The organism is Priestia sp. JV24, from assembly GCF_025910025.1.
Classification (GTDB): Bacteria; Bacillota; Bacilli; order Bacillales; family Bacillaceae_H; genus Priestia; species Priestia megaterium.
Window position 1 is genome coordinate 74240 of sequence record NZ_JAPCIN010000020.1, and the last position, 21110, is coordinate 95349.

The 21110-nt window shown below is 37.8% G+C and carries 23 protein-coding genes; 8 read left to right on the plus strand and 15 right to left on the minus strand.

All coding sequences use genetic code 11. From position 1 onward, the window contains the following. Positions 1 to 130: 130 nt before the first annotated feature. Both OK414_RS15370 and OK414_RS15375 read left to right on the plus strand, forming a co-directional pair. A complete protein-coding gene (locus tag OK414_RS15370; protein ID WP_263045178.1) occupies positions 131 to 532 on the plus strand; it encodes a hypothetical protein in 402 nt (133 codons plus the stop codon). Between the two features lie 39 nt (positions 533 to 571). Beyond that, positions 572 to 1243 (plus strand): glyoxalase, encoded by a 672-nt coding sequence (locus OK414_RS15375; protein ID WP_263045179.1) that lies wholly within the window; start codon positions 572 to 574, stop codon positions 1241 to 1243. A gap of 78 nt (positions 1244 to 1321) precedes the next feature. On the opposite strand, the gene OK414_RS15380 is transcribed toward OK414_RS15375, so the two are convergent. Then, positions 1322 to 1834: a topology modulation protein gene (locus OK414_RS15380; RefSeq protein ID WP_095379415.1), complete on the minus strand. Its 513-nt coding sequence runs from the start codon at positions 1832 to 1834 to the stop codon at positions 1322 to 1324. 262 nt (positions 1835 to 2096) lie between these two features. Here OK414_RS15380 and OK414_RS15385 point away from each other — a divergent pair, with 262 nt between their 5' ends. Then, positions 2097 to 2327: a hypothetical protein gene (locus OK414_RS15385; protein ID WP_013057513.1), complete on the plus strand. Its 231-nt coding sequence runs from the start codon at positions 2097 to 2099 to the stop codon at positions 2325 to 2327. A gap of 44 nt (positions 2328 to 2371) precedes the next feature. Here the strand turns inward: OK414_RS15385 and OK414_RS15390 are convergent, their stop codons facing one another. The 4 genes from OK414_RS15390 to OK414_RS15405 all read right to left on the minus strand — a co-directional run bounded on the left by OK414_RS15390 (position 2372) and on the right by OK414_RS15405 (position 5306). Continuing rightward, entirely contained in the window at positions 2372 to 2731 is a 360-nt protein-coding gene (locus OK414_RS15390) for a hypothetical protein (RefSeq protein ID WP_034651076.1), read from the minus strand. 62 nt (positions 2732 to 2793) lie between these two features. Further along, positions 2794 to 3555, minus strand: a complete 762-nt coding sequence (locus tag OK414_RS15395) for an SDR family oxidoreductase (RefSeq protein ID WP_263045180.1) — start codon at positions 3553 to 3555, stop codon at positions 2794 to 2796. Beyond that, positions 3552 to 4583: a zinc-dependent alcohol dehydrogenase gene (locus OK414_RS15400; RefSeq protein ID WP_263045181.1), complete on the minus strand. Its 1032-nt coding sequence runs from the start codon at positions 4581 to 4583 to the stop codon at positions 3552 to 3554. The genes OK414_RS15395 and OK414_RS15400 overlap by 4 nt, the downstream gene beginning before the upstream one ends. 78 nt (positions 4584 to 4661) lie before the next feature. Further along, positions 4662 to 5306, minus strand: a complete 645-nt coding sequence (locus tag OK414_RS15405; protein WP_263045362.1) for a GntR family transcriptional regulator — start codon at positions 5304 to 5306, stop codon at positions 4662 to 4664. 199 nt (positions 5307 to 5505) lie between these two features. On the opposite strand from OK414_RS15405, the gene OK414_RS15410 reads away from it, so the two are divergent. Further along, positions 5506 to 5964 (plus strand): hypothetical protein, encoded by a 459-nt coding sequence (locus tag OK414_RS15410; RefSeq protein WP_263045182.1) that lies wholly within the window; start codon positions 5506 to 5508, stop codon positions 5962 to 5964. A 30-nt stretch (positions 5965 to 5994) separates the two neighbouring features. On the opposite strand, the gene OK414_RS15415 is transcribed toward OK414_RS15410, so the two are convergent. Then, on the minus strand, positions 5995 to 6876 hold the full coding sequence (locus OK414_RS15415) for a M23 family metallopeptidase (RefSeq protein ID WP_095379409.1): 882 nt from the start codon (positions 6874 to 6876) through the stop codon (positions 5995 to 5997). A gap of 263 nt (positions 6877 to 7139) precedes the next feature. Between OK414_RS15415 and OK414_RS15420 the strand changes: the two genes are divergently transcribed. Beyond that, positions 7140 to 7676: a histidine phosphatase family protein gene (locus tag OK414_RS15420; RefSeq protein WP_097825112.1), complete on the plus strand. Its 537-nt coding sequence runs from the start codon at positions 7140 to 7142 to the stop codon at positions 7674 to 7676. A gap of 47 nt (positions 7677 to 7723) precedes the next feature. Here the strand turns inward: OK414_RS15420 and OK414_RS15425 are convergent, their stop codons facing one another. Further along, entirely contained in the window at positions 7724 to 9757 is a 2034-nt protein-coding gene (locus OK414_RS15425; RefSeq protein WP_016764576.1) for a Na+/H+ antiporter, read from the minus strand. A 269-nt stretch (positions 9758 to 10026) separates the two neighbouring features. On the opposite strand from OK414_RS15425, the gene OK414_RS15430 reads away from it, so the two are divergent. Then, positions 10027 to 11340 (plus strand): hemolysin family protein, encoded by a 1314-nt coding sequence (locus OK414_RS15430; RefSeq protein WP_047931841.1) that lies wholly within the window; start codon positions 10027 to 10029, stop codon positions 11338 to 11340. Here the strand turns inward: OK414_RS15430 and OK414_RS15435 are convergent, their stop codons facing one another. Next, entirely contained in the window at positions 11341 to 11787 is a 447-nt protein-coding gene (locus OK414_RS15435) for a DUF4385 domain-containing protein (RefSeq protein WP_013083648.1), read from the minus strand. It abuts the gene before it with no gap. A 104-nt stretch (positions 11788 to 11891) separates the two neighbouring features. On the opposite strand from OK414_RS15435, the gene OK414_RS15440 reads away from it, so the two are divergent. Continuing rightward, positions 11892 to 13280 carry a DUF2254 domain-containing protein gene (locus OK414_RS15440; protein WP_263045183.1) on the plus strand — a complete coding sequence of 463 codons (1389 nt, stop codon included), beginning with the start codon at positions 11892 to 11894 and terminating at the stop codon, positions 13278 to 13280. 689 nt (positions 13281 to 13969) lie between these two features. Next, positions 13970 to 14266, plus strand: coding sequence for a hypothetical protein (locus OK414_RS15450; protein ID WP_263045184.1), 297 nt, complete (start codon positions 13970 to 13972; stop codon positions 14264 to 14266). A 65-nt stretch (positions 14267 to 14331) separates the two neighbouring features. Here OK414_RS15450 and OK414_RS15455 read toward each other — a convergent pair whose 3' ends face one another. The 7 genes from OK414_RS15455 to OK414_RS15485 form a co-directional block, all read right to left on the minus strand. Further along, positions 14332 to 15102: an ABC transporter ATP-binding protein gene (locus tag OK414_RS15455; protein ID WP_263045185.1), complete on the minus strand. Its 771-nt coding sequence runs from the start codon at positions 15100 to 15102 to the stop codon at positions 14332 to 14334. A gap of 9 nt (positions 15103 to 15111) precedes the next feature. Then, positions 15112 to 15909 carry an ABC transporter ATP-binding protein gene (locus tag OK414_RS15460; protein ID WP_016764580.1) on the minus strand — a complete coding sequence of 266 codons (798 nt, stop codon included), beginning with the start codon at positions 15907 to 15909 and terminating at the stop codon, positions 15112 to 15114. Between the two features lie 5 nt (positions 15910 to 15914). Beyond that, positions 15915 to 16721: a nickel transporter permease gene (nikC, locus tag OK414_RS15465; protein WP_034651053.1), complete on the minus strand. Its 807-nt coding sequence runs from the start codon at positions 16719 to 16721 to the stop codon at positions 15915 to 15917. Then, positions 16718 to 17659 carry a nickel ABC transporter permease gene (nikB, locus tag OK414_RS15470; protein WP_034651050.1) on the minus strand — a complete coding sequence of 314 codons (942 nt, stop codon included), beginning with the start codon at positions 17657 to 17659 and terminating at the stop codon, positions 16718 to 16720. The genes nikC and nikB overlap by 4 nt, the downstream gene beginning before the upstream one ends. A 2-nt stretch (positions 17660 to 17661) precedes the next feature. After that, entirely contained in the window at positions 17662 to 19185 is a 1524-nt protein-coding gene (gene nikA / locus OK414_RS15475; protein ID WP_263045186.1) for a nickel ABC transporter substrate-binding protein, read from the minus strand. 247 nt (positions 19186 to 19432) lie between these two features. Then, entirely contained in the window at positions 19433 to 19846 is a 414-nt protein-coding gene (locus tag OK414_RS15480; protein WP_034651044.1) for a DUF4395 domain-containing protein, read from the minus strand. Positions 19847 to 20158: 312 nt separating this feature from the next. Further along, entirely contained in the window at positions 20159 to 20989 is an 831-nt protein-coding gene (locus tag OK414_RS15485) for a YitT family protein (RefSeq protein ID WP_221788631.1), read from the minus strand. Between the last annotated feature and the right edge of the window lie 121 nt (positions 20990 to 21110).

A 21110-nucleotide genomic window follows, 5' to 3' on the forward strand; every position in this document is an offset into this window, starting at 1 on the left:
TTCTTTTCTCCTTTCTGTTAGACGTAACATGCAAAAAGATAATTCGTTTTTTGTTAATTTTTACCTTTTAAACTATAACACTATTTGACGAAATCCAAAACAATCTATAATTTAGTAGATGGAGGTTTTTATGTTTAAATATAGTTTTCTTATTGTTCTTATCGCTTTTTTACTTATTAACTTTAACGGTCAGGAAAATCAAATTGTAGGAGGAAAAATAAAAAAGGAACGAAGTGAGGTTTTTTTTGGCGAGTACGACAGCTTTACGGGCTGCTACTCCCGGAGCATTAAACTCAAAAAAGGTGTAACCTACGCTTTTACGCTATCTAAAAATACCAAAAGCGGAGACCTGTCCCTGTACGTAGAAGATCCAAAACAGACACGATTTTTTGAAATGACTAATAACTCTCTTTATTTAACACCTGAAAAAACGAGGAGATATCGTATTAATTTTGTAGGCTCTGAGCATAAAGGCTCTTTTCAGCTTCACTGGAAAACCAGTAATCAAAAAGAGAGCGAAAAATTTGTGTAATACCATTTTAGACAACGCTTAAACGAGGGGGAATGGTTTATGATTATTAATCAAGCTGTCCTGTACACCCACTTATTGGACACAATGAAGGATTTTTATGTAAATTCTCTCGATTTTCCATTAACCGCCGTTTCACCGCGTTCTTTTTCCATCAAGGTTGGTGAAAGTGAGCTAACCTTTAAAGAAAGTTCTCTACATACAAAGCCCTTTTACCATTTTGCTTTTAATATTCCAGCAAACCGCTTTATGGAAGCAAAGCAATGGGCTACTCAGAGAGTCTTCCTCAATACGGAAGAGAAGAAAGATGAGATTTATTTTGAAGCGTTTGATGCTCATTCGTTTTATTTTGAAGACCCTGCTCATAATATTGTTGAATACATTTCAAGACATTCGGACTGCCCCTCATCCAAGGAACCCTTTTCTTCTAAGTCGCTTTTAAGCATAGGAGAAATCAACTTGACAACTCCTCATGTCCACTCTGTAGGAACACAGCTTATCAACTCCGGTATCACCGTACGTAACAACAGGCTATTAAACGCTACATTTAATTTTTTAGGAAGCGACAGTGCGTTTTTTCTTGTAGGGACGCCTAAAAGACGGTGGTTTTTTTCGAACCGAGACTCTGAAGTTCATCCATTAATGGCAAAGGTCAATCATTCTCTAACGGTTGCGCTCGACGAAGAAGGAATGTTGAAGATTACGCAAGAATAATTGTTTTTTTAATAAAGCCACGTAACAAGCAAAGTTATTACGTGGTTATTTTTGTTCAAAATTCAGCACATACTCCCCCTAGAGGTTTTGTATATAGTTCTCGATGTCCTTTCTGTTCATCAGCATAAAAATCTTGCAATCCTCATCATTTTTAAGCTTTTTAAACCGGTTTCTCATCTTTTTTTGCCGCTCTCGATACGTAGTAAGAATAAACGTAAAAAATGACCAATCTACTTTTTCAGGGCATCCTTTTGCCATATCTTCACGCGTTTTTCTTGCATATACGATTCTCCGCTTTATTACTCGGTACACACAAACGATGAGCGGCAGCTCTAAATAAATAATGGTATCTGCACGCTTCACTCGCAGGTCATACGAATTGCTGTAGTTCCCGTCGATAATCCAGCTGTCTTTTTTTACAATGTGCTCCTGCAATTCTCTAAAGCTATCATTGTCTCTTTCCTTCCAGCCAGGCTGCCAATACAGGCTGTCTAAATGATATACTTCTAGATCAAGCTTTTCCCCTAATTTCTTGGCAAAGGTAGACTTTCCTACTCCTGGAGAAACGCCCATTACCAGTACTCTTTTCATCTTATCACCTTACCTTTTTAAGAAATAAAGCTGATTGAAGAGAAGGCAGCTGTTTATAGCTGACTCGGCGCATTCAGTGTACTCGGAGCGAGCTGCTTTATAAAACGACTTCATGTTAGGATTTTTATTTCCATGATTTTCAGGCAACCTATAAATATTCATTATAAATTCCTATATTCCTTCTTGCTTTGTAGTAAATAGGTTGCTTTTATGAATCGTTTCCTTTACCTTAAATGTGAGTATATAAAAGTAAGGTGAAAAAATGAATGCATCTATGCTAAAGAGATTTTTACGAAACCTCGGTATTTTTATTTATATTGTCATTGCAGCTATTAATATTTACTTAACAAGAAATGATTTGGGCGATATGCTTACCCGCCTTGTGCTGCTGACTATTTTACTTCCTTTGTTTTTTAGTTTTGTGTATGCGTTAGGAAAATCACATTTTAAAAGACAAGAAGAGCTCGCTGAACAAGAGAAGAAAAAAGAGTAAAAAAAGCCTTTTATCGAGGGGGATTCCCCTTTTTAAAAGGCTTTTTACTTTTTTTCATATAACTGAACATTAACTACATCAGGATGAACGTGATACTGTTTGGCAACTTGATTTACCATTTGCTGAATTTCTCTTTTCTTACGGGAAGAAAGGTGTTCGCGGGGCAGAAGAATCAGAATTTGAGCTTCCGCATAGTTATTCAGCACCCTAACTTCTTGAAAGCCATGCTGCATTAAAAAAGCTTTTAACGCTTTTTCAAAGTCTGTGCTTTCTTTTTGAACAACTATAGAAGGCTGATTGTAAGAAAATAGCGAAACCTCTTTCTCTTCAGGCTTTGTATACACCGTCCAAGCAGTTATAAGCACTGTGACAGCAATACCCAGATTTAACATCCACCTTTTCATACCACGAACGCTCCTTTTAATTAAGTTTGTTCATGATATGAAAAAATTCGTTCATTCATGCGTTATCTTCCTAGCCAGCCTCCGTCTATAGCAAGTAAGTGCCCATGAATATAGGCAGATGCATCAGATGCTAAAAAGACAACCGCTCCTTTAAAATCATCTGCTTGCCCCCATCTGCCTGCGGGAATACGTTCAATGATTTGTCTGCTGCGCGTTTTATCGTTAATAAGTGCTTCATTCATATCAGTAGCAATATACCCTGGTACAATTCCATTAACATTTACGCCTTTTGCTGCCCATTCATTAGATAAAGCCTTTGTAAGCTGAGCAACTCCGCCTTTTGCTGCAGCATAGGCCGGAACGGTAATACCTCCTTGGTAAGAAAGCAAAGATGCCATATTAATGATTTTTCCGCTTCCTTGTTTAAGCATTTGGCGGCCCGCCTGCTGACATAACAACCATACGGTTTTTAAATTGACATTCATAACAGCATCCCAATCTTCCTCTGGAAAGTCTACAGCGGGTGAACGTCTTTGAATGCCAGCGTTGTTCACTAAAATATCGAGCTTTCCAAAATAAGCAACAACCGATGAGATCGCTTCGCTTACTTCAGAAGCATTTTCTAGATCACAATTAACAATAAAACATTTTCTTCCGAGACGTTCAATTTCTTCTTTTACTCCAAGAAATTCCTTTGATCGCTGCAGAAGAGCGATATCCGAACCTGCTTCTGCCAAAGCAATCGCCATTGATCTTCCAATTCCTCTTGTTGCTCCCGTAATCGCTGCTACTTTACCATCTAAAGAAAATAAATCTACTGTCATTGTTCATTCTCCTCTCCATTTGGTGCAAATAAAACCTTAAGTGATTCATCAGGCCGCTGCATAAACTCAAACCCTGCTTGAATATCTTCAAGCTGCAGTTTATGAGAAATTAAAGAATCTGCTGCTATTTCACCGTTTGCCAGTAAATCAATAGCCGTCTGAAAATCTTCCTTTGTATAACATCTCGTTGTAGTTAATGAAATTTCTTTAAAGTGCATCGCTGCTAAATCTACTTCTGGAGCGTTTTTGTATACGCTTACCACCACAATCTCTCCTTGAATACGGCTTGTTTCAACCATTTGTTTTGCTGTAATTTGATTTCCGGCTACTTCAAATACAACGTCTGCACCGACGTCATTCGTAAGCAAGCACACTTCTTTTACGACGTCTTTTTTCGCTGCATCAATTGGTATAAAGCCAAGTTCTTTCGCTTTAGTTAAGCGATAAGAACTAATATCTGAGATCATTACTTTTTTTGCTCCTGCTCGTTTCGCAATCATCCCGATCAGCAGTCCAATAGGTCCTGCCCCTAAAATGACAGCTTGGTCCCCTATTTTCAACCGCGAGCGTCGTACTGTGTGTACGGCAACCGCTACAGGTTCTGCAAGAGCTGCATGCGGGCTAGACAGTTTCTCTGGCAAGAGGTGAAGGCGGTTCACTGGAACAGCCACGTACTCCGCGAACCCTCCATCTTGATCAATGCCGATTAGTTTTAACTTCTTACAAACATGAAACTGTCCTCTTACACAGGCTTCGCACGTTCTGCAGCTAAGCGTAGGCTCAACTGCTACGCGGTCACCTAAAGAAAATTCCGTTTCCCCTCGGATCTCTTCTATAACTCCGCTGAATTCATGTCCCATAATAAGTGGCGCTTTTGCTCTAGGGTGTTTTCCAAAATAAATCATCATATCCGTTCCGCAAATTCCAGCATGAGATACCTTTACAAGCGCTTCTCCTTCTTTTATAACCGGTTTCGCTTTTTGCTGCATAACGGCTTTTGTTTCTGAAACGTAGACACCTGCTTTCATTTTTCCATCCCCCTTGTATACTTGTCGACAGGTTGAAGATAAGAAGATCCAAAAACATTTTAAATCTTTTATCCTTTTTTATGCTTCATTCAAAAGTGAAGCTGTTATCGTATTTCGCGTGTCTTCAAAGTGACGCTTCACTTCATCTTGAATACGTTCTGTATTTTGAGACTTTAATGCTTTAATCATTTCATGATGCTGCTTTATCAGTGGGAGCACAGCTGCTTTATCATCTTGAAATCTTTTTTCAGTGGTAATTAAAAGAGCAGCTAAAATAATTTCACGGATGCTTTCCCACAATTTTAATATCCGCTTGTGGTCTGCTTCGATAATCACGAGCTCATGAAACCGCAAATCTTGATAAGCAAACTCTACATAGTCATCGTATTTAGCTGCCATGTTCATTTGATCAATGCTTTGCTCAAGCTTTTTAATAAGCGAATCATGGTTGACTTCAGATAAACGTTCTAGGACAAAATGTTCTAAAAGCAGACGAACATCGTACAGCTCGTTTAAATCCCTAGCTGTTAAACCAATAACAACTGCTCCCATTCGCTGTAAATCAATGAGTCCTTCGTTTGAAAGGGTTCGCAGCGCTTCTCTTATAGGAGATCGACTCATTGCAAATTCTGCCGAGAGCTGATTTTCCGATAGTATGGCTCCTTTCTTCAGCTCGCCGCTCATAATTTGAATTCTTAATTTGCTTACAACTTGTTCTCCCAGCGACGCTCCGCGAAGCCATCTTTCCGGGTAGGTTACCTTTTTAATGTGTCATCACTTCCTTAGCCAACTTGTATACAAGTATTCAAGATTTAGTATATAGAGAAGCAACCTGATTGTAAACGTTTTCTTTATAGAACGTATATTTTTACAATTCTTTCTTACACTAAGAACTACTGATAAATAAAAGGTGGGAAGATGAATGAATCAAATTATATTATGGGGGATTCTTGTTATTCCATGGTTTTTACTGCTGTTGCTTGATAAACAGCGTGTTAAACGATTTTTTACTGTAGGGTTATTTGCTGCATTAACGATGACAATCGCCTATCAAGTAGCGGAAAAAATGCACTGGTGGACGGTTCAAGAAAACGTATTTTTTCTTACTAACATGGGAGCAACGATTTATTGCCTTCATATTGTGATTACGATCTTTGTCTTTTACCTTACGTATCCCGGATTTATCTTGTACATAATTGTTAACGTTATTTTAGATTTGATTCATGGTTATGTTATTGTTCCTTTTCTCGCTAAAATCGGGCTTTATAATCTGTATGATATCAGTCATTTTGGACTTTTCCTTGTCATGACTACCGTAGCTATTATCCTTTACTTGTTTCAACGGCTGCTTGACTTTATATTTGAGGAAAGCCTTGCATAAAAAGCCACAGCAAACGCTATGGCTTTTTAATCAATTAAAAAATGGAATAACCGTATCTCCGCGAATCGGTTCAACGGCCGCATGAAACCGAATTCGCAAACTTTTTGACGTTTCGATGTCAGAGGCATCCATGACGTGAAAATGAATGTGGGGTTCGGATGAATTCCCGGAATTTCCACACCTTCCGAGCAGCGTTCCTTTACGAACCACGTCTCCTTTTTTCACAGAAACCGATCCTTTCTTCAAATGCGCAAGCACACTGTATTCTTTTCCTTCATGCTCAATGATAACGTGATTTCCTAAAGGATTTTTTTTATTCGTATGTCCAATTTCATTATCTTCTTGACCATCAACTGCTGTGATAACGACTCCTTCAAGCGGCGCTACAACTTTTTTTCCATAGGCATAGTAATCTTCGTTTTTCATTCCATCATTTTTATAGCTTTGCTTTCCTTTTCTCACGACTAAATCATACGCATACCTTTGGTTTTCGACTGGATGGTGATAGTTCAACACCTCATGCTTTCCTCCCCAATAGACAAACCATTCACTTTGAATCGGCATCGTATATTTGTTTGTACTCCATCGATCTCTCTCTGAAAATGATTCTATAGGAGCAATCACAAGTGCTTGTATAATGTTATGTTCATCAAACATAACGCTGATGAATTTTGTCTGCGTAGAATTTAACCAAATAAACTGCTCAACTTGAGGAGTTAAATAGAGATTTGTTTCTAGTCTGTAGAACTGTTCTCCTTGATTAAACAATTTGCTCTGCTCCAAAAATTGCTGAAGCGAAACTTGACGTTTAAATTCTTCGCTTACACAATCATAAAGTTTCTTAAAATCCCCTTGTGCAAATAAAATTCCAAACTCTTCTCTGATGTTCACTTTTCTCTCTGTATCCATCATTGTAATCCACCCTTTTATATGTATTTCAATTTGTTTGAATTATCTATAAGTAATACGTTTTATGTTATAAAAAGGTTTCATTTTCCAGTTATTCTATCTCAAAATCTTCTTCTATACCGTATTTACAATTTTCTTAATCCATTTTATACTTATTTTACAAATATTTGAAAGGAGGTGCAGCATGATGAAAATAACATTAAATAAGAAAATCAAGCTGCGCCGAATAAGTGTTTTTGGCGCTTAGATTTTAAGGAGATTTCACAATGAAAGTAGCATTAGTACGTCATTACAAAGTAAACAAAGGTCTTCCAGAAAACCACCGCTTATCCACTGACGAACTAGTGGCTTGGTTTCAGGAATATGATGAATCAGATATTACGTATGGAGAGACTGATTTGAATAATATCCAATGGAAACGCTGTTTTTCAAGCGATATGCCGCGAGCACACAAAACGGCAAAGCACATTTATAAACAAGAGATCACGCTTCTTCCTGAACTTAGAGAAATACCTATGCCTATTATTCCAGTAAAATTTAAACTTCCTTTTATCCTATGGGCATTACTGTTTCGCACGTCCGGACTCATCAACAAACAAGCTCGTAAAGATATGGCTGAGACTAAGAGAAAAGTGGCAGCAGTGCTAGATCGCGCCATTTCCGAGTCAGAAGACGATTTGCTGATTGTCAGCCACGGAGGCATTATGAAGTTTATGCGTAAAGAACTTATAAAACGCGGCTTTAAAGGGCCTCGGTTTGATATTGCTGTTAACGGAAAGCTTTATTTATTTGAAAAGCAATAGAATGAAACTTACTAGAAAAAGTCGCAGAGACTACTCTCTGCGACTTTTTAATAACCATTTTCTTCAATTGTTAATGCTTCACGCAAAGCGATATCTTTTCGGATATTATGAGCGATTTCACGCGTGATTTCTCCTTTTTCATAAAGTTCTTGCACCGTTTCCCGCTCGGTATGAAACGCTTTATAACATAAATCTCTCGTTGTTTTTTTACGTTTGCGTGAATTATACTCCGTACTCTCTTTTCTAAGTCTTGCCATGGACCTATGGTATTCGCTAATAATAGCAAGTGAAATCATTCGATTTTCTTCGTTCATATTTTCTTTAATGACCTTTATCGCTTCTTCAATCATTTGAATACGTACTTTGTTCACTTTGCTTCTTCTTCGCAAGCTTTGTTTTCTTAACGCCTGCTTATTCGGTGAAAAAATTCGGACTAGTAATAATAAAACTTTTTTAAACCTCATCCAGCTCACCAATAATTTGTACCTTACACGATTGGTTACAGCCATTTCAAGCTTGTGCGTATGTTCCAAACAAATATACGCTGTCTCACGTTCTATTTTTTCCTCTTTTAATAGCTTTTCCACCAATTTCCCCTTGGCCTGAAGAGCCAGCAATCGAATTTCTTCTTCATACTGTTTGTTTTCAGAGGCTTCTAAAGGATGAGTTTTAACGATGATATTATTAATCGTTGTATTATACGTTGAAATTAACGAAAGGGCTGCTCCACGATTTTCCTCGGTCATTTCTCTTTTTAACCGCTGAATAGCAGCTTTGTGCACTTTAATGCGTGCTTTAACCTCTTTTGTATTGCGCTCAGGCTTCTTCGGCGCCTTTTCTGTTTTCGCAATGAGAGGTAAAAGAATACTTGCCGCAACTAGGGTTAACAATATAACGCCTGCTGCTAGAAAAATAATCAGAGAGCGTTCCGGAAAATCACTGCCGTTATCAAGCGTATATGGAATCGAAAATGCTCCGGCTAACGTAACCGCTCCTCGTACACCTGAAACCGTAATAATGCCAATAGAACGAGGCTCAGGTTTTAGATGCTTGTTATTTTTGTAATACCAGCCTACTGACCATGACACCATCACCCAAATAAATCGTAGTACAAGCAAAAAGACAGTAATAATCAAAATATAAAGAAGCACTTGTCCATTATTAAAGTTTGGATCTTGAATAATTGCTTTCGCCACTTTAGGTATTTGCAGGCCAAGCAGTACAAACACCAAGCCATTTAACAAATATAAAATAACCGTCCAAGTACTTTTTGATACTACTTTAAGCTGCTGATTAGGTGATTCTTCTCGGTCGCGCTCAATCGCATGCACAATGCCGCCTGCTACAACTGCCAAGATTCCTGATAAATGAAAATGTTCAGCAATGTAGAAGACAACAAATGGAGTTAGAATTTGTATTAACATATGAATCGTAATATCTTCCATTCCTAAACGTCGAACAAGTACACGCAGTCTGATAATCAAAAAAGCGATAAATGCTCCTACAAACAAACCGCCCAGCGCTACCCAAAGGAACTGAAATGTAGCATCTACTATCGAAAAGACGCCCGTTACGGTAGCAGCTACTGCTACTTGAAACGCTACAAGACCAGAGGCATCATTCATCAGCCCTTCGCCTTCCAGCAAATGCATAATTCGCTTAGGCAGCTTTACTCGGCTCGCCATAGCTCCAACAGCCACTACATCTGTTGGGGACAAAATAGCGGCTAGTGCAAATGCCGCCGGTAACGGAATGGAAGGGATCAGCCAATTGATTAAATATCCCCCTACTGCCACCGTTACAAAAACCAGTCCCAGCGCTAGTAATAAAATAGGTGTACGAAGCTTCCAAAGAGCAGCTCTTGACACGTTTTTCCCATCATTAAATAATAGCGGGGCAATAAATAAAATAAAAAATAAATCAGGCTCTAAATGTACATCTCCACCAAATGGCAAGATAGCAAGCCCTGCTCCCAAAGCTATTTGAACTAATGGAACAGGAATAAATGGTACAAAATGATTAATGATATTAGATAGACCAATCAAAGCCAATAAGACTAATATCGTCAGAAAAAATTCCATGAAAACAATCGACTCCTACTTCTATTTACATCCTTTTAAAGGTATCACGTTATCTCTTTTCATTTATTTTATAGTGTTTAGTTTACGCTTTTTGTGCCAAAAAATGTTGTGGGTTATTAAAAAGTGCTCTTTCTTTTCGGTAAGTTTATTTCTACGGACATTAAGGGAACAGTATACATGATATTCTTTATTTACCATATAAATCAGCTCATCAAACTTTTATAAGGGAGGTGTTCCCTTATCCGTTTCAACGGGGTAAGGAGATAAATTTGGAAACAGTAAATGTCATTTTATTCATCGTATTAATTATATTAACAGCCTTTTTTGTTGCAACGGAATTTGCCGTCATTAGGGTACGGTCGACTAGAATCGACCAGTTAATTGAAGAAGGAAACCGGAACGCTTTAGCAGCAAAAAAAGTAGTATCAAATTTAGATGGTTATCTTTCAGCCACACAGCTGGGCATTACGGTTACCGCACTGGGTCTAGGCTGGATAGGTGAACCTACGGTAGGTCATTTATTAGAACCGCTTATTGACATGCTTCCTTTTGCTACATCACTTTCGCATGTCATATCTTTTGTTCTTGCTTTTTCGGTTGTCACATTTTTAAATGTGGTAGCTGGAGAACTTGCGCCCAAAACAGTGGCGATTCAAAAAGCCGAACAAGTGACGCTGCTATTTTCCCGTCCTCTTATTCTTTTTTCTAAGTTACTTTATCCGTTTATTTGGCTTTTAAACCACTCAGCAAGAGGCGTTGTCGGATTATTCGGCCTGAAGCCAGCTTCTGAAAACGAAGTAGCTCATAGTGAAGAAGAACTTAGAATTATTTTATCTGAAAGCTATGAGAGCGGTGAAATTAATCAATCGGAATTTAAGTTCATGAATAATATTTTTGAATTTGATAATCGTACGGCTAAAGAAATCATGGTGCCTCGTACGGAAATTGTTAGCGTATCAGCAGATGAAACGATAGAAGAATTCTTAAAAATGGCTAGAGTAGAGCAATATACTCGCTATCCAGTAGTTGTAGATGGAAACAAAGATCAAGTGGTGGGATTAGTTAATATTAAAGAAATATTAGCGGATTACATAAAAGAAGATGATATTAAACCACGTACCGTGCAAACGTATATGAAACCCATCATTCAAGTCATTGATTCCATCGCCATTTACGACTTATTGCTTAAAATTCAAAAAGACAGAATTCACATGGCCATCTTAATAGACGAGTACGGAGGAACAACAGGGCTTGTAACGGTAGAAGACATTTTAGAAGAAATTGTTGGTGAAATTCGTGATGAATTTGATGATGATGAAATACCGGACGTACACAAAATTAGTGACAATCACTACGTACTCGATGCGAAGGTGTTGATTGAAGAAGTAAATGACTTACTCGGAACAAATATTGAGCAAGAAGACGTTGATACCATTGGCGGCTGGATGCTGACCGAAAAGTTTGATCTTGCTAAAGGTGACAGCATCACAAACGAAAGTTTTTCATTTAAAGTCATTGATATTGAACATCACCATATTAAACGAATCGAAATAACAAAGGAAAAAAGTACGGATAACAGCTGATTATCCGTACTTTTTTTGATGCTCTTTTTTAAATGTCAAGTACTCTTTATTCTCTCGTACCTCCTTCCATTTTTTCATAAAAATAGCCGCCGATTTTGCTTTTTGTTCATCAATTTGCCGTTCATTACGCTCTCCGTCTTTGCTATATTTCTTTCCGCCTTTGTAGTTCGCGTAGCGCCTGGATCGCGTATATCCCATTTGGAGAAATTTCCGGGCCATGTCCATTCCAACAAAATCGCTTTTTTCTTTATAGGTTAAAAAAAGCTGATAAATGGCGTCCGCGGATTCCTCAGCAATTTCAGGTGTTCGAAAACGCCAATGAGGAAGAATTTCACTTTTATACGGCTCCACAAGGAGAACTCCTTGTTCTCCTTTTCCTACTCTATACTTTTCAGGATGTTTTCTAAAATCGATATGCTCAAAGTCAAGTGAATAATCAAATGCCACGGCTCTCCCCTCCTTTTTGATCTCTACCCCTTACAAATGAATGATAAAACTTTTCTTAAAGAAGTTTTTTACATGCAGATGCGGGTAATAATAGGTGGATAAGTATGACTAACTTTTTTCTCCATGCTAAAAGAAGGCCGAACTTATTAAATCATGATACGGGAGATTTCGTTATGTCAATAAATCTACAGCAAAACCGAATAAAAGCTAATTTTTGGATCACTCCTTCTTTATATGGAATTGTTGCTTTTGTTTTAGCCACTATTAGTACATTTTTAGATCGATATTTAACAGCTCATAAACAATGGTTAAAATTAGTTCCTTCCGTGTTTCTAACGGATAAAGAGCTTGCTCATACTATTTTGAGTTCAGTATCAAATTCCTTATTAACGATGACGACGATTACGTTTTCTTCTGTTTTAGTGGTACTGACTACGTTTGTAGGTCAGTTTTCTCCTAGAACGATTCAAAATTTTAATACAGATGCCAAAACTCAGCGCGTGCTTGGCACTTTTATCGGTGGGTATGTGTACGTGCTTGTACTACTTATTCAAGTTCGAAGCAATCAAGTCAGCAACACTTTCATTGTGCCTTCACTAGCCATTTTGGTAGCTTTCATTTGTCTAGGTATGTTTGTATTTTTAATTCATCATGTTATTAACTGGATTAAAGTCGGCAACTTAATTTCAAACATTGCCAAAAAAACGATGCTAACCATTGAAGAACGACAACTAGAACAGCAAAAATCACCTCAATCAAAAAATGAAGAACAGCTTAATTTTGATAGTGAAAACACGCTGCAAATTAAAAGTAACAAACAAGGATATATCCACTATATTGAACTCAAGCATTTAACTACACTAGCATCTAAATATAACGTTATTGTGAAACTTGAAAAAGCACCCGGTGAGTATGTCGAAGAAGACACACCTCTGCTAAGCGTGATCCATCACGATCAATCATTAGAACACGAAAAATTTCTTCATTGTTTGTTTATTACAAATGATCAAGAATCGATTCAAGATGTGAAGTTAGGGATTCAAAAGCTGAGTGAAATTGCATTAAGAGCTATTTCACCCGCTATTAATGATCCTGAAACAGCCATTAACTGCATTGAACAGCTCACGCAAGTGTTTATTAAACTTGGAAAAAGCTATTCTTCTTCTCCTTGTTATTACGATGAAGAAGGGTGCATTCGCGTCATGCTAGAAAAACCTTCTTTTATGGATTATTTGTACAAAGCATTCTACCAAATTCGCCATTATGGGAAAGAAGATGTTTCCGTGATGTCTGCTGTCATCAAGGCATTAACCGTAATCGCTGAAACAAATCGCTCTGCCATCAAAAACGACGTGTGGGTTTTCTCTTCCTATATCGTAGAAGGGCTGCAAAAAGAAGAGTGGCTTAAAATGGACGAAGAGTTTCTTAATCAGCTGCTCAAAAACCTTGCAAAAGCTTGTGAAAAAAAAGGCGCTTCTATGTTGATAGAATAAAAGTCAAAAAACGCCGCTCATCAACTGAGCGGCGTTTTCTTACGATATAAGGTGCTCTATCTCTTCTCTCTTTTTCACTATTATAAGTTTATCGTTATATGACGTACGAAGGATATGCAAAATTTCAGGTTTACTTTGCTTTTCGAAATCCGCATTCCACTGAAACATTTTAATGAAAATAGAAAACGTCCGTGCATAATTTGCTTTTTCTATTTTAGCTTTTTGCAGAACATACCTTTTTATAATAAATCATATTCTTTTTAGATAATGGATGTCGAGAAAAATAATAAGGTCAGCTCTATTAAAAATTTCATTCACCCACGTATAGTATAAGCCTTCTATAATCCATTCTTTTGAAGCTGCAATATGATGTAAACACTTTTTTCTATCCGTTTCACTTCTTCTTTTATCTCCTTCATATGTTCGTTCCCACATAATGTTATTAAGTTCGTAGTGAGGAACTTTTAATTCATGGGATAATAAACGGGCAAGAGTTGTTTTTCCACTTCCAACAGATCCAACGATATGTATTTTTTTACATGAAGCGCTTTGAATACCTCATCTCCTCCTACTTCAAACCTGTTTTTTTACACATATTGTATAATTCACGTTCTTTTTCTCTAATGCAAACTAGAACGTTTTATGCTAGTATTTTATGGTACTTGACTGAAAAAAGGAGTGAAATCGCAGTGCCTAAAACCCTTTTTGGAAAACTTACGCTGTTTTGGATTGGACTATTTTTATTGATTACAGGTCTATTTTTTTATTATAAATATACAAACCAAGCGTTTACCACTGCAGATTTATTCTTTCGCGCCTCTCCTCCTTTAGCTGCTATTGGCTTCCTTTTAAGCGCAGCCGGACTATATGAAGAACGAGGGAAAAACAAGCTAATTCCTCTCGTTGTACTCAGCATTAGTTTTGTCATGCTTTGCCAAGCAGGCTATCATTTTATACATATGCATACTCCCCCGGCGCGTCCCTGACTTTGTCTCATTCTCATTTATAAAAAAGCTCTTCGTTTAGTATATTAAACGAAGAGCTTTACTCTCTATTCAAATAAACGCACAAGCTTTTTTGTGTAGGGATGCCTGTTTTTATCAAATAGATTTGCACGGTCAAATTGATCGATAACCTCGCCTTGCTGCATAACCATCATGCGACTGCTCATAAATTTCACTGCCGCTAAATCATGCGAAATAAACAAATAAGATAGCTGAAACGTCTCCTGCAAATCTTTTAATAAATTTAAAATTTTTGCCTGTACTGTAACGTCAAGACTCGCTGTTGGTTCGTCTAATAGCATCAGAGACGGACCTACGCTAATGGCACGCGCAATCGCTACACGCTGAAGCTGTCCACCGCTGAGTTCATGAGGATAATTCAACGCATATTCTGCGCTAATCCCGACTGTTTCTAACAAATAAAAAGCGAGTTCTTTTTCGTTTCTGCTCACATGAGATAAAAATGAAGGAACGGTTCGCTGCTGCCGTAAAGGCTCGAGCAAAGAATCGATGATTTTTACTTTTGGATTAAAAGAAGCCGCGGGGTTTTGAAATACAACTTGCATACCTAGACGAGCTTGCTGCAGTTTTTTTCCTTTTAACCGGTGAAGAGGTTTCTCTGCAAACCATACTTCTCCCTGCTGAATCTCTGTTAACCTTAGCACACTTTTTACAAGCGTACTTTTTCCGCTTCCACTTTCTCCAACAATCCCTACACATTCTCCTTTATCGATATGCAAGGAAACATTATTTAGTGCTTTAACGTCTTTATACTGTTTCACCAGCTGCGTGACGTGTAATATACTTTTTTCTTTCATATCTCACTCCTATATCAACACTTTTTTCTGCATATCTAACAATCGATCAGGCGTTTTCTGTAAAGAAGGAATGGCGTTAAACAGTTTTTTTGTATAAAAGTGATGCGGAGCGTGAAACAGAGATTCGATACTGTTTTCTTCCACGATCTCTCCTGCTAACATAATGGCTGCTCGGTCTGCATATTTCCGCACATGACGCAAATCATGGGTAATAAACAAAATGGCACAGCCTGTTGCTTCTTTCAGCTTATGCAGCAGCTGAAGAACTTCAGCTGCTGACACGCTATCTAAAGCCGTGGTTGGTTCATCTGCAATAATCAAGGCAGGCTTCATCACCAGTGCTAAAGCAATCGCTGCTCGCTGAAGCTGTCCTCCGCTCAGCTGAGAAGCATAGCTTTTATACACGCGTTCATTAGGTAAATTCACAGCTTTTAGAGCCTGAAAAATGGCAGCAGTCCTGTCTTTTTTAGCAAGCTTACTATGTGTACGAATCGTTTCATCAAACTGCTTTCCAATTGTTAAAAAAGGAGTAAAGGCGCTTCGATAATCTTGAAAGATATACGAAATATCTTTTCCAAGGATAGGCGCATATCCTTCCTGCTTAAATATAATAGATCCTCCTTTAAGCGTTACACCTGAAGGCAGCAGTCCTCCTATCGAAGCAGCAGTGATACTTTTACCGCTTCCGCTTTCTCCAACGAGCGCCATCCACTGTCCTTGCTCGATTGTAAAAGAAACGTCTTTTACGATTTGTTTTGTTTTATTATGAATGGCTAGATGCTTTATTTCTAAAACGATGACGATCACCTCTTTTACTGATTAACTTGATATTTCCCTCGAATATATTCACCTAAAGCTGTAAACGCCAGCACAAATAAAATAATGGCCACGCCTGGTATCAACATTAACTGCGGAGCATTGTAAAAGTAGGCCCTGCCTTCATTTAGCATCGTTCCCCATTCCGGAGTAGGCGGCTGAGTCCCTAGTCCAATATAGGATAATGAAGCCATCATTAAAATAATTTTCCCTATATCCAGCGTAGCAAGAACAAGAATATGTCCTCCCACATGAGGAAGAAAGTGGCGCAGGATTAAAGGTAGTGTTCCCACTCCGTTTAATTTAGCGACCAGCACATATTCTTTTGACTTTTCTTGAAGCACAATACTGCGCACTACCCTTGCATAACCAACCCACTTTACAATAACCATCGCAGCAATTAAGTTAAATAATCCAGGCCCTAACAGTCCGCTTAAGACGATGGCTGCAATATAGTCAGGAAAAGCTAAAAAAGCGTCTACAATTCTCATTAAAAAGCGGTCTATTTTCCCTCCAATATACGCTGAAACTAAGCCAACAGGTACTCCAATCAAAAGAGAAAGAGCTAAGACAAGAAAGCTAGTTCCAATTGTGGTCTGAGCTCCAGCCACGATTCGTGAAAAGAGATCTCTGCCTAAGTGATCAGTTCCTAACCAGTGATCACCGGTGGATTTTTGAAGCCGATCTTGCATATTAACTTGTGTGGGATCCATCGGTGTTAGCTGACTTCCAAACAGACAAAATAAAATAAGCGCAATACCACACACGCTTATCACTACAAAAGGAAGCTGCGGCTTTTTCACGTTTTATCCCCTCCCTTTACATAGAGCTGGGGATTTACATATTTGTAGCTCAAATCCACAAATGAATTAATTAAAACAACAAACAGGCCCATCCACAAAATATACCCTTGAATCACAGGATAATCACGATTCATAATCGCATCAATGACTAATTTTCCAATGCCAGGATAAGCAAAAAGCACTTCAATGATGACCGTTCCTCCAAGCAAACTGCCTAAGCTCGTGCCTAAAATGGTAAGGATGGGCGTTAAGCTATACCGGAACGCGTGGAAAATAAAAATGCGGCTTTCACTGATTCCTCTTGCTCGAGCGGATCGTACAAAATCTTGTTTCAGTCCTTCTAGCAGACTAGCTCTAATCATTCGCATATACACAGCGGACATGGCAAAACCGAGTGTTAAAGAAGGCAGTACAAGATGAGCCGCTGTGCCTGTCCCCATCGAAGGAAGCCATTGAAGACGTACAGAGAACAGCTGTATAAACAAAAGGCCGAGCCAAAAGCTTGGAATAGACGCTCCAATTAAGGAAATACTTCTGCTGAGATAATCAATCCATTTATTCGAGTATAGTGCTGACAGCGTGCCGAGTGGCACAGCTATTAACAGCATCACAACCAAAGATGCAGCCGTCAAGCGCAGCGTAGCCGGAAACTTCTCGGCTAATTCATCGATGACAGGCTCTTTTGTCATATACGAAGACCCTAAATCAAACTGAAAAAAGCGCTTCAGCCACTTTACATATTGAATATATACAGGTTCATTAAACCCTAGCTCTGTTCGCAAACTATTTATTTGTTCCTCAGAAACTGCCACGTCATCTACACGGAGCATTTGCTTAACTGGGTCTCCTGGAGCCAGCTTCATCAAAACAAAGCTGAGAAACGATAGGATAACTAAAAAAATGAGTAATTCTATTATTCTTTTACCAATTAATTTCATATCTATTTCACATCTAAATCCTTTGTTATCACATAGTATTCACTTTTAGTTGTGACCCAATTTTTCACATTGTCTCTATAGGCCGCAAAATTATTCGGATGAACAATCGAAGAGTGGAGCGTTTCTTTTTCTACTATTTCTCCGGCTTGTCTTGCTAACTCATTGCGCTGTTTTTGATCAACTGTTTTATTGAGTTTATTGATAATGGAAGTTAATGCTGGTTCATGAAAATGACCTACATTAAATGCTCCTCCCTCCATGTAAAGAGCATTAAAGAAATATCCTGCATCTCCTCGCGGCGCGGTTACTAGACTATATGTAACGATTCCCCAATCATTTTTTGTTGTCATATACTCGTCCATATTTTCCACTTGTTGAATGTCTATTTTCACACCAATCTTTTTTGCTTCTGACTGAAGCATTTGTGACATTAAAGGCAGTTCTGGACGATAAGGGTATGTAACAAGCTTAAAGGAAAGCTGTTTTCCATTTTTTATTGCTTTTCCATCCTTGAGTATATAACCGGCTTTTTCTAAATATGTTTGAGCTTCACTTGGTCCATAGATTTTCGTTTTTTGATCGTTCGAAAAATCTAAACTCTTTAAAAATGGACCATTTGCTGGGGATCCTTGACCTGCAAGCGCTGTATCGACAACATCTTTTGGATTTAATAATACATCAAACGCTTTTCTCACATTTTTATCTTTAAACGCTTCTTGCCTTGAATTATAAAAAAGCATTTGATTTCTCAGGCTCGGCTGTACATCTACTACAATAGAAGAATCTTTTTTTAACGTGTTTAAGCTTTCAATAGCCGGACGGTACACAATATCGGCTTCACCTGATTGCAAAGCGGACGTTCGTGCATTTTCATCATCATTAAATGTTAACACAACTTCATCCAATTTTGGTTCCCCACCCCAGTATTCTTTATATTTTTTTACTTTCATTTCATTATCCGGTTTAAACGAAGCTACTTTAAATGGCCCTGTTCCCACGGGTTTACTTTTTGTATCTGGAGCATCTACATCAATAATTGCTGTGTTTGGATGAACAAGTTCAGAAGGCAGCGTGGCAAGCGGCTCTGTTGTTGTAATGGTTAAGATTTGGCCACTGGCTTTCATTTCTTTAATTTTAAGTGCACTTTTCATTGCTTCGCTTTCTTTTATCGTTCTTTCTAACGAATGTTTCACGGCTTCAGCATTTAGATCCTTGCCATTTTGAAACGTAATCCCGTCTCTAATCTCAAATACCCAGGTCGTCCCATCATCTTCTGTTTTCCACTTTTTTGAAAGCCACGGTTCAGTCTGTAATTGCTCATTAACTTTTACTAACGTTTCGGCAATACCGGCTCGTACAGTTGTATAATTTAACTGTGGATCGAGCGTGTCACTTGGAAAATTCGATACAAAAGTAAGTGATTTCTTTTTGCTCTTTTCTTCGGTACTCGCAGAGTTACTCGAACATGCCGCTAGCAGACCTATCGCAGCAAGCGTTAAGCATAGCAAACTTATCCTTTTTCTCATATAAACCCCTCCTTTATTCAAAACAATCTTTCTTTTATGTACGGTTTCTAACTATAACTTCCTCCTTTTAAATCGTAACGATTATTATTATCATAAAAAGTTTAATTTGTTTACCTTACTTTGTCAACAAAGGTTTTTAAAGGATATAGGCGCTCTAACAGTTGTTTTCACCCTTTATGATGATTAAAATTTATTGATAACGCATACAAATGAGCATAAAAAAAACAAAGCCTTCTCGAGGCTTTGTTTATGCAGCGTGTTTTTTTCTTTTATATTTCCACATCATATATCGATAACGAATCGTGCAGCCTATACAATATCCCATTAGCGCTACACCAGCAGCAAGAATCACCATTATACTAAATACATAGCCGACAAGCGTATAGCCCATTAAAAATGAAATGAAAGCAACCCCCATACATATCGTTGCAATCCATTGGTTAAAAAGCTGCTGATCCCGGTCTTCCATTTGATAAGAAGAAGCAGGCTTTTTGAGAAGCTTTTTCCCTGCCATAATTACGGGATTACGCTTTGTTGCAAGTGTGACTACTCCAATGAGAAAAGGCAAAAGTAAAAGCCATTTTGCCGCAAGTAAAGCGATCAAAACCGTTATAACGATAAAGAGTTGATTAAGCTGAACTAATGGTTTGGGAATGCTCATGGAACTCCTCCTTCTTAAAACCTATTATACAAATTGGTTTACTAATTTAAAAGAAAAAGCACTCCAAATGAACGATAAAACTCATATAAAAAAGTTACATAATTTCACTAACGTATTTTAAGATCAGTATCGTAAATAAAATCAAGACAACGTATCGTAAAGAACGAATTCGACGTTGAAGAAGACGTTTTACATGCCTTTTATTACGCATATGGGTTCTCCCTTTCGTATATTGAATTGTCTCTAGACACACTTATATCATACTTTTTCGGAGAACACCAACGTCAGAAAAAATTGCCAAGAACCACAGCTTTATGCGCTTAAAAAGCCTTTTCCAATTACATCTCGTACATCGTGTACAATCACAAATGCTTCATCATCAATTTTTTTAATCAGCTTTTTAAGCTTAATGAGCTCTTGTTTATTAATGACCACATACAAGATTTCTTTTGATTCTTTTGTATAGTTCCCTCGACCGTTTAGAATCGTTACTCCGCGATCAAGCTGTTCATTGATTTGATCTGCTACTTCATTTTTGTTGCTTGAAATAACGGTAACGGCCTTTTTGGCATCAAACCCTTCAATAACAAAGTCAATTACTTTTGTTGTAATATAAAGCATGACGATCGTAAATAGTAGCTTTTCGATTCCAATAATAAAATAAGAAGCCAATACCACTAGTAAATCAACTATTAAAAGTGCATGACTGACTTTCCAGTTTAAAAACTTATTTAGAATTCGAGCAATAATGGCTGAACCTGCTGTTGTTCCACCAACTCGTAAAATCATCCCAATTCCAACGCCTAGCAGTACACCGGCAAAAACCATGCCAATGAGCTCTTCATGAAGATGAAGACCCCAACCTTCAGTTACGTGAAGAAAAATAGATGTAGCGATAATCGTAATCATCGTATAGACGATGGTTTTTTTCTCTAAAAATTTATACCCTACGATAAGCAAGATACCGTTTAAAATAAAGTTAGTGCTGCCCGTTGAAAGATGCGTTGTATAATATAAAATAATTGATATACCCGTAACGCCGCCTTCACCTAGTCCTATTGGAATGACGAACATGTTAACTGCAAGTGAAAATACAAACGAACCTATTAATAAAAAGATGACATCTTTTACTGTTTTACTCATCGATTAAACCTCCTCGTCATAAAAATTCACATAAAAAAGTCCCTTCTCCAAAAGAGAAGAGACGCTTATGTGTAGTTTTTATATTACGTATTCTTAAATTGCCATGTATGACTATAATATG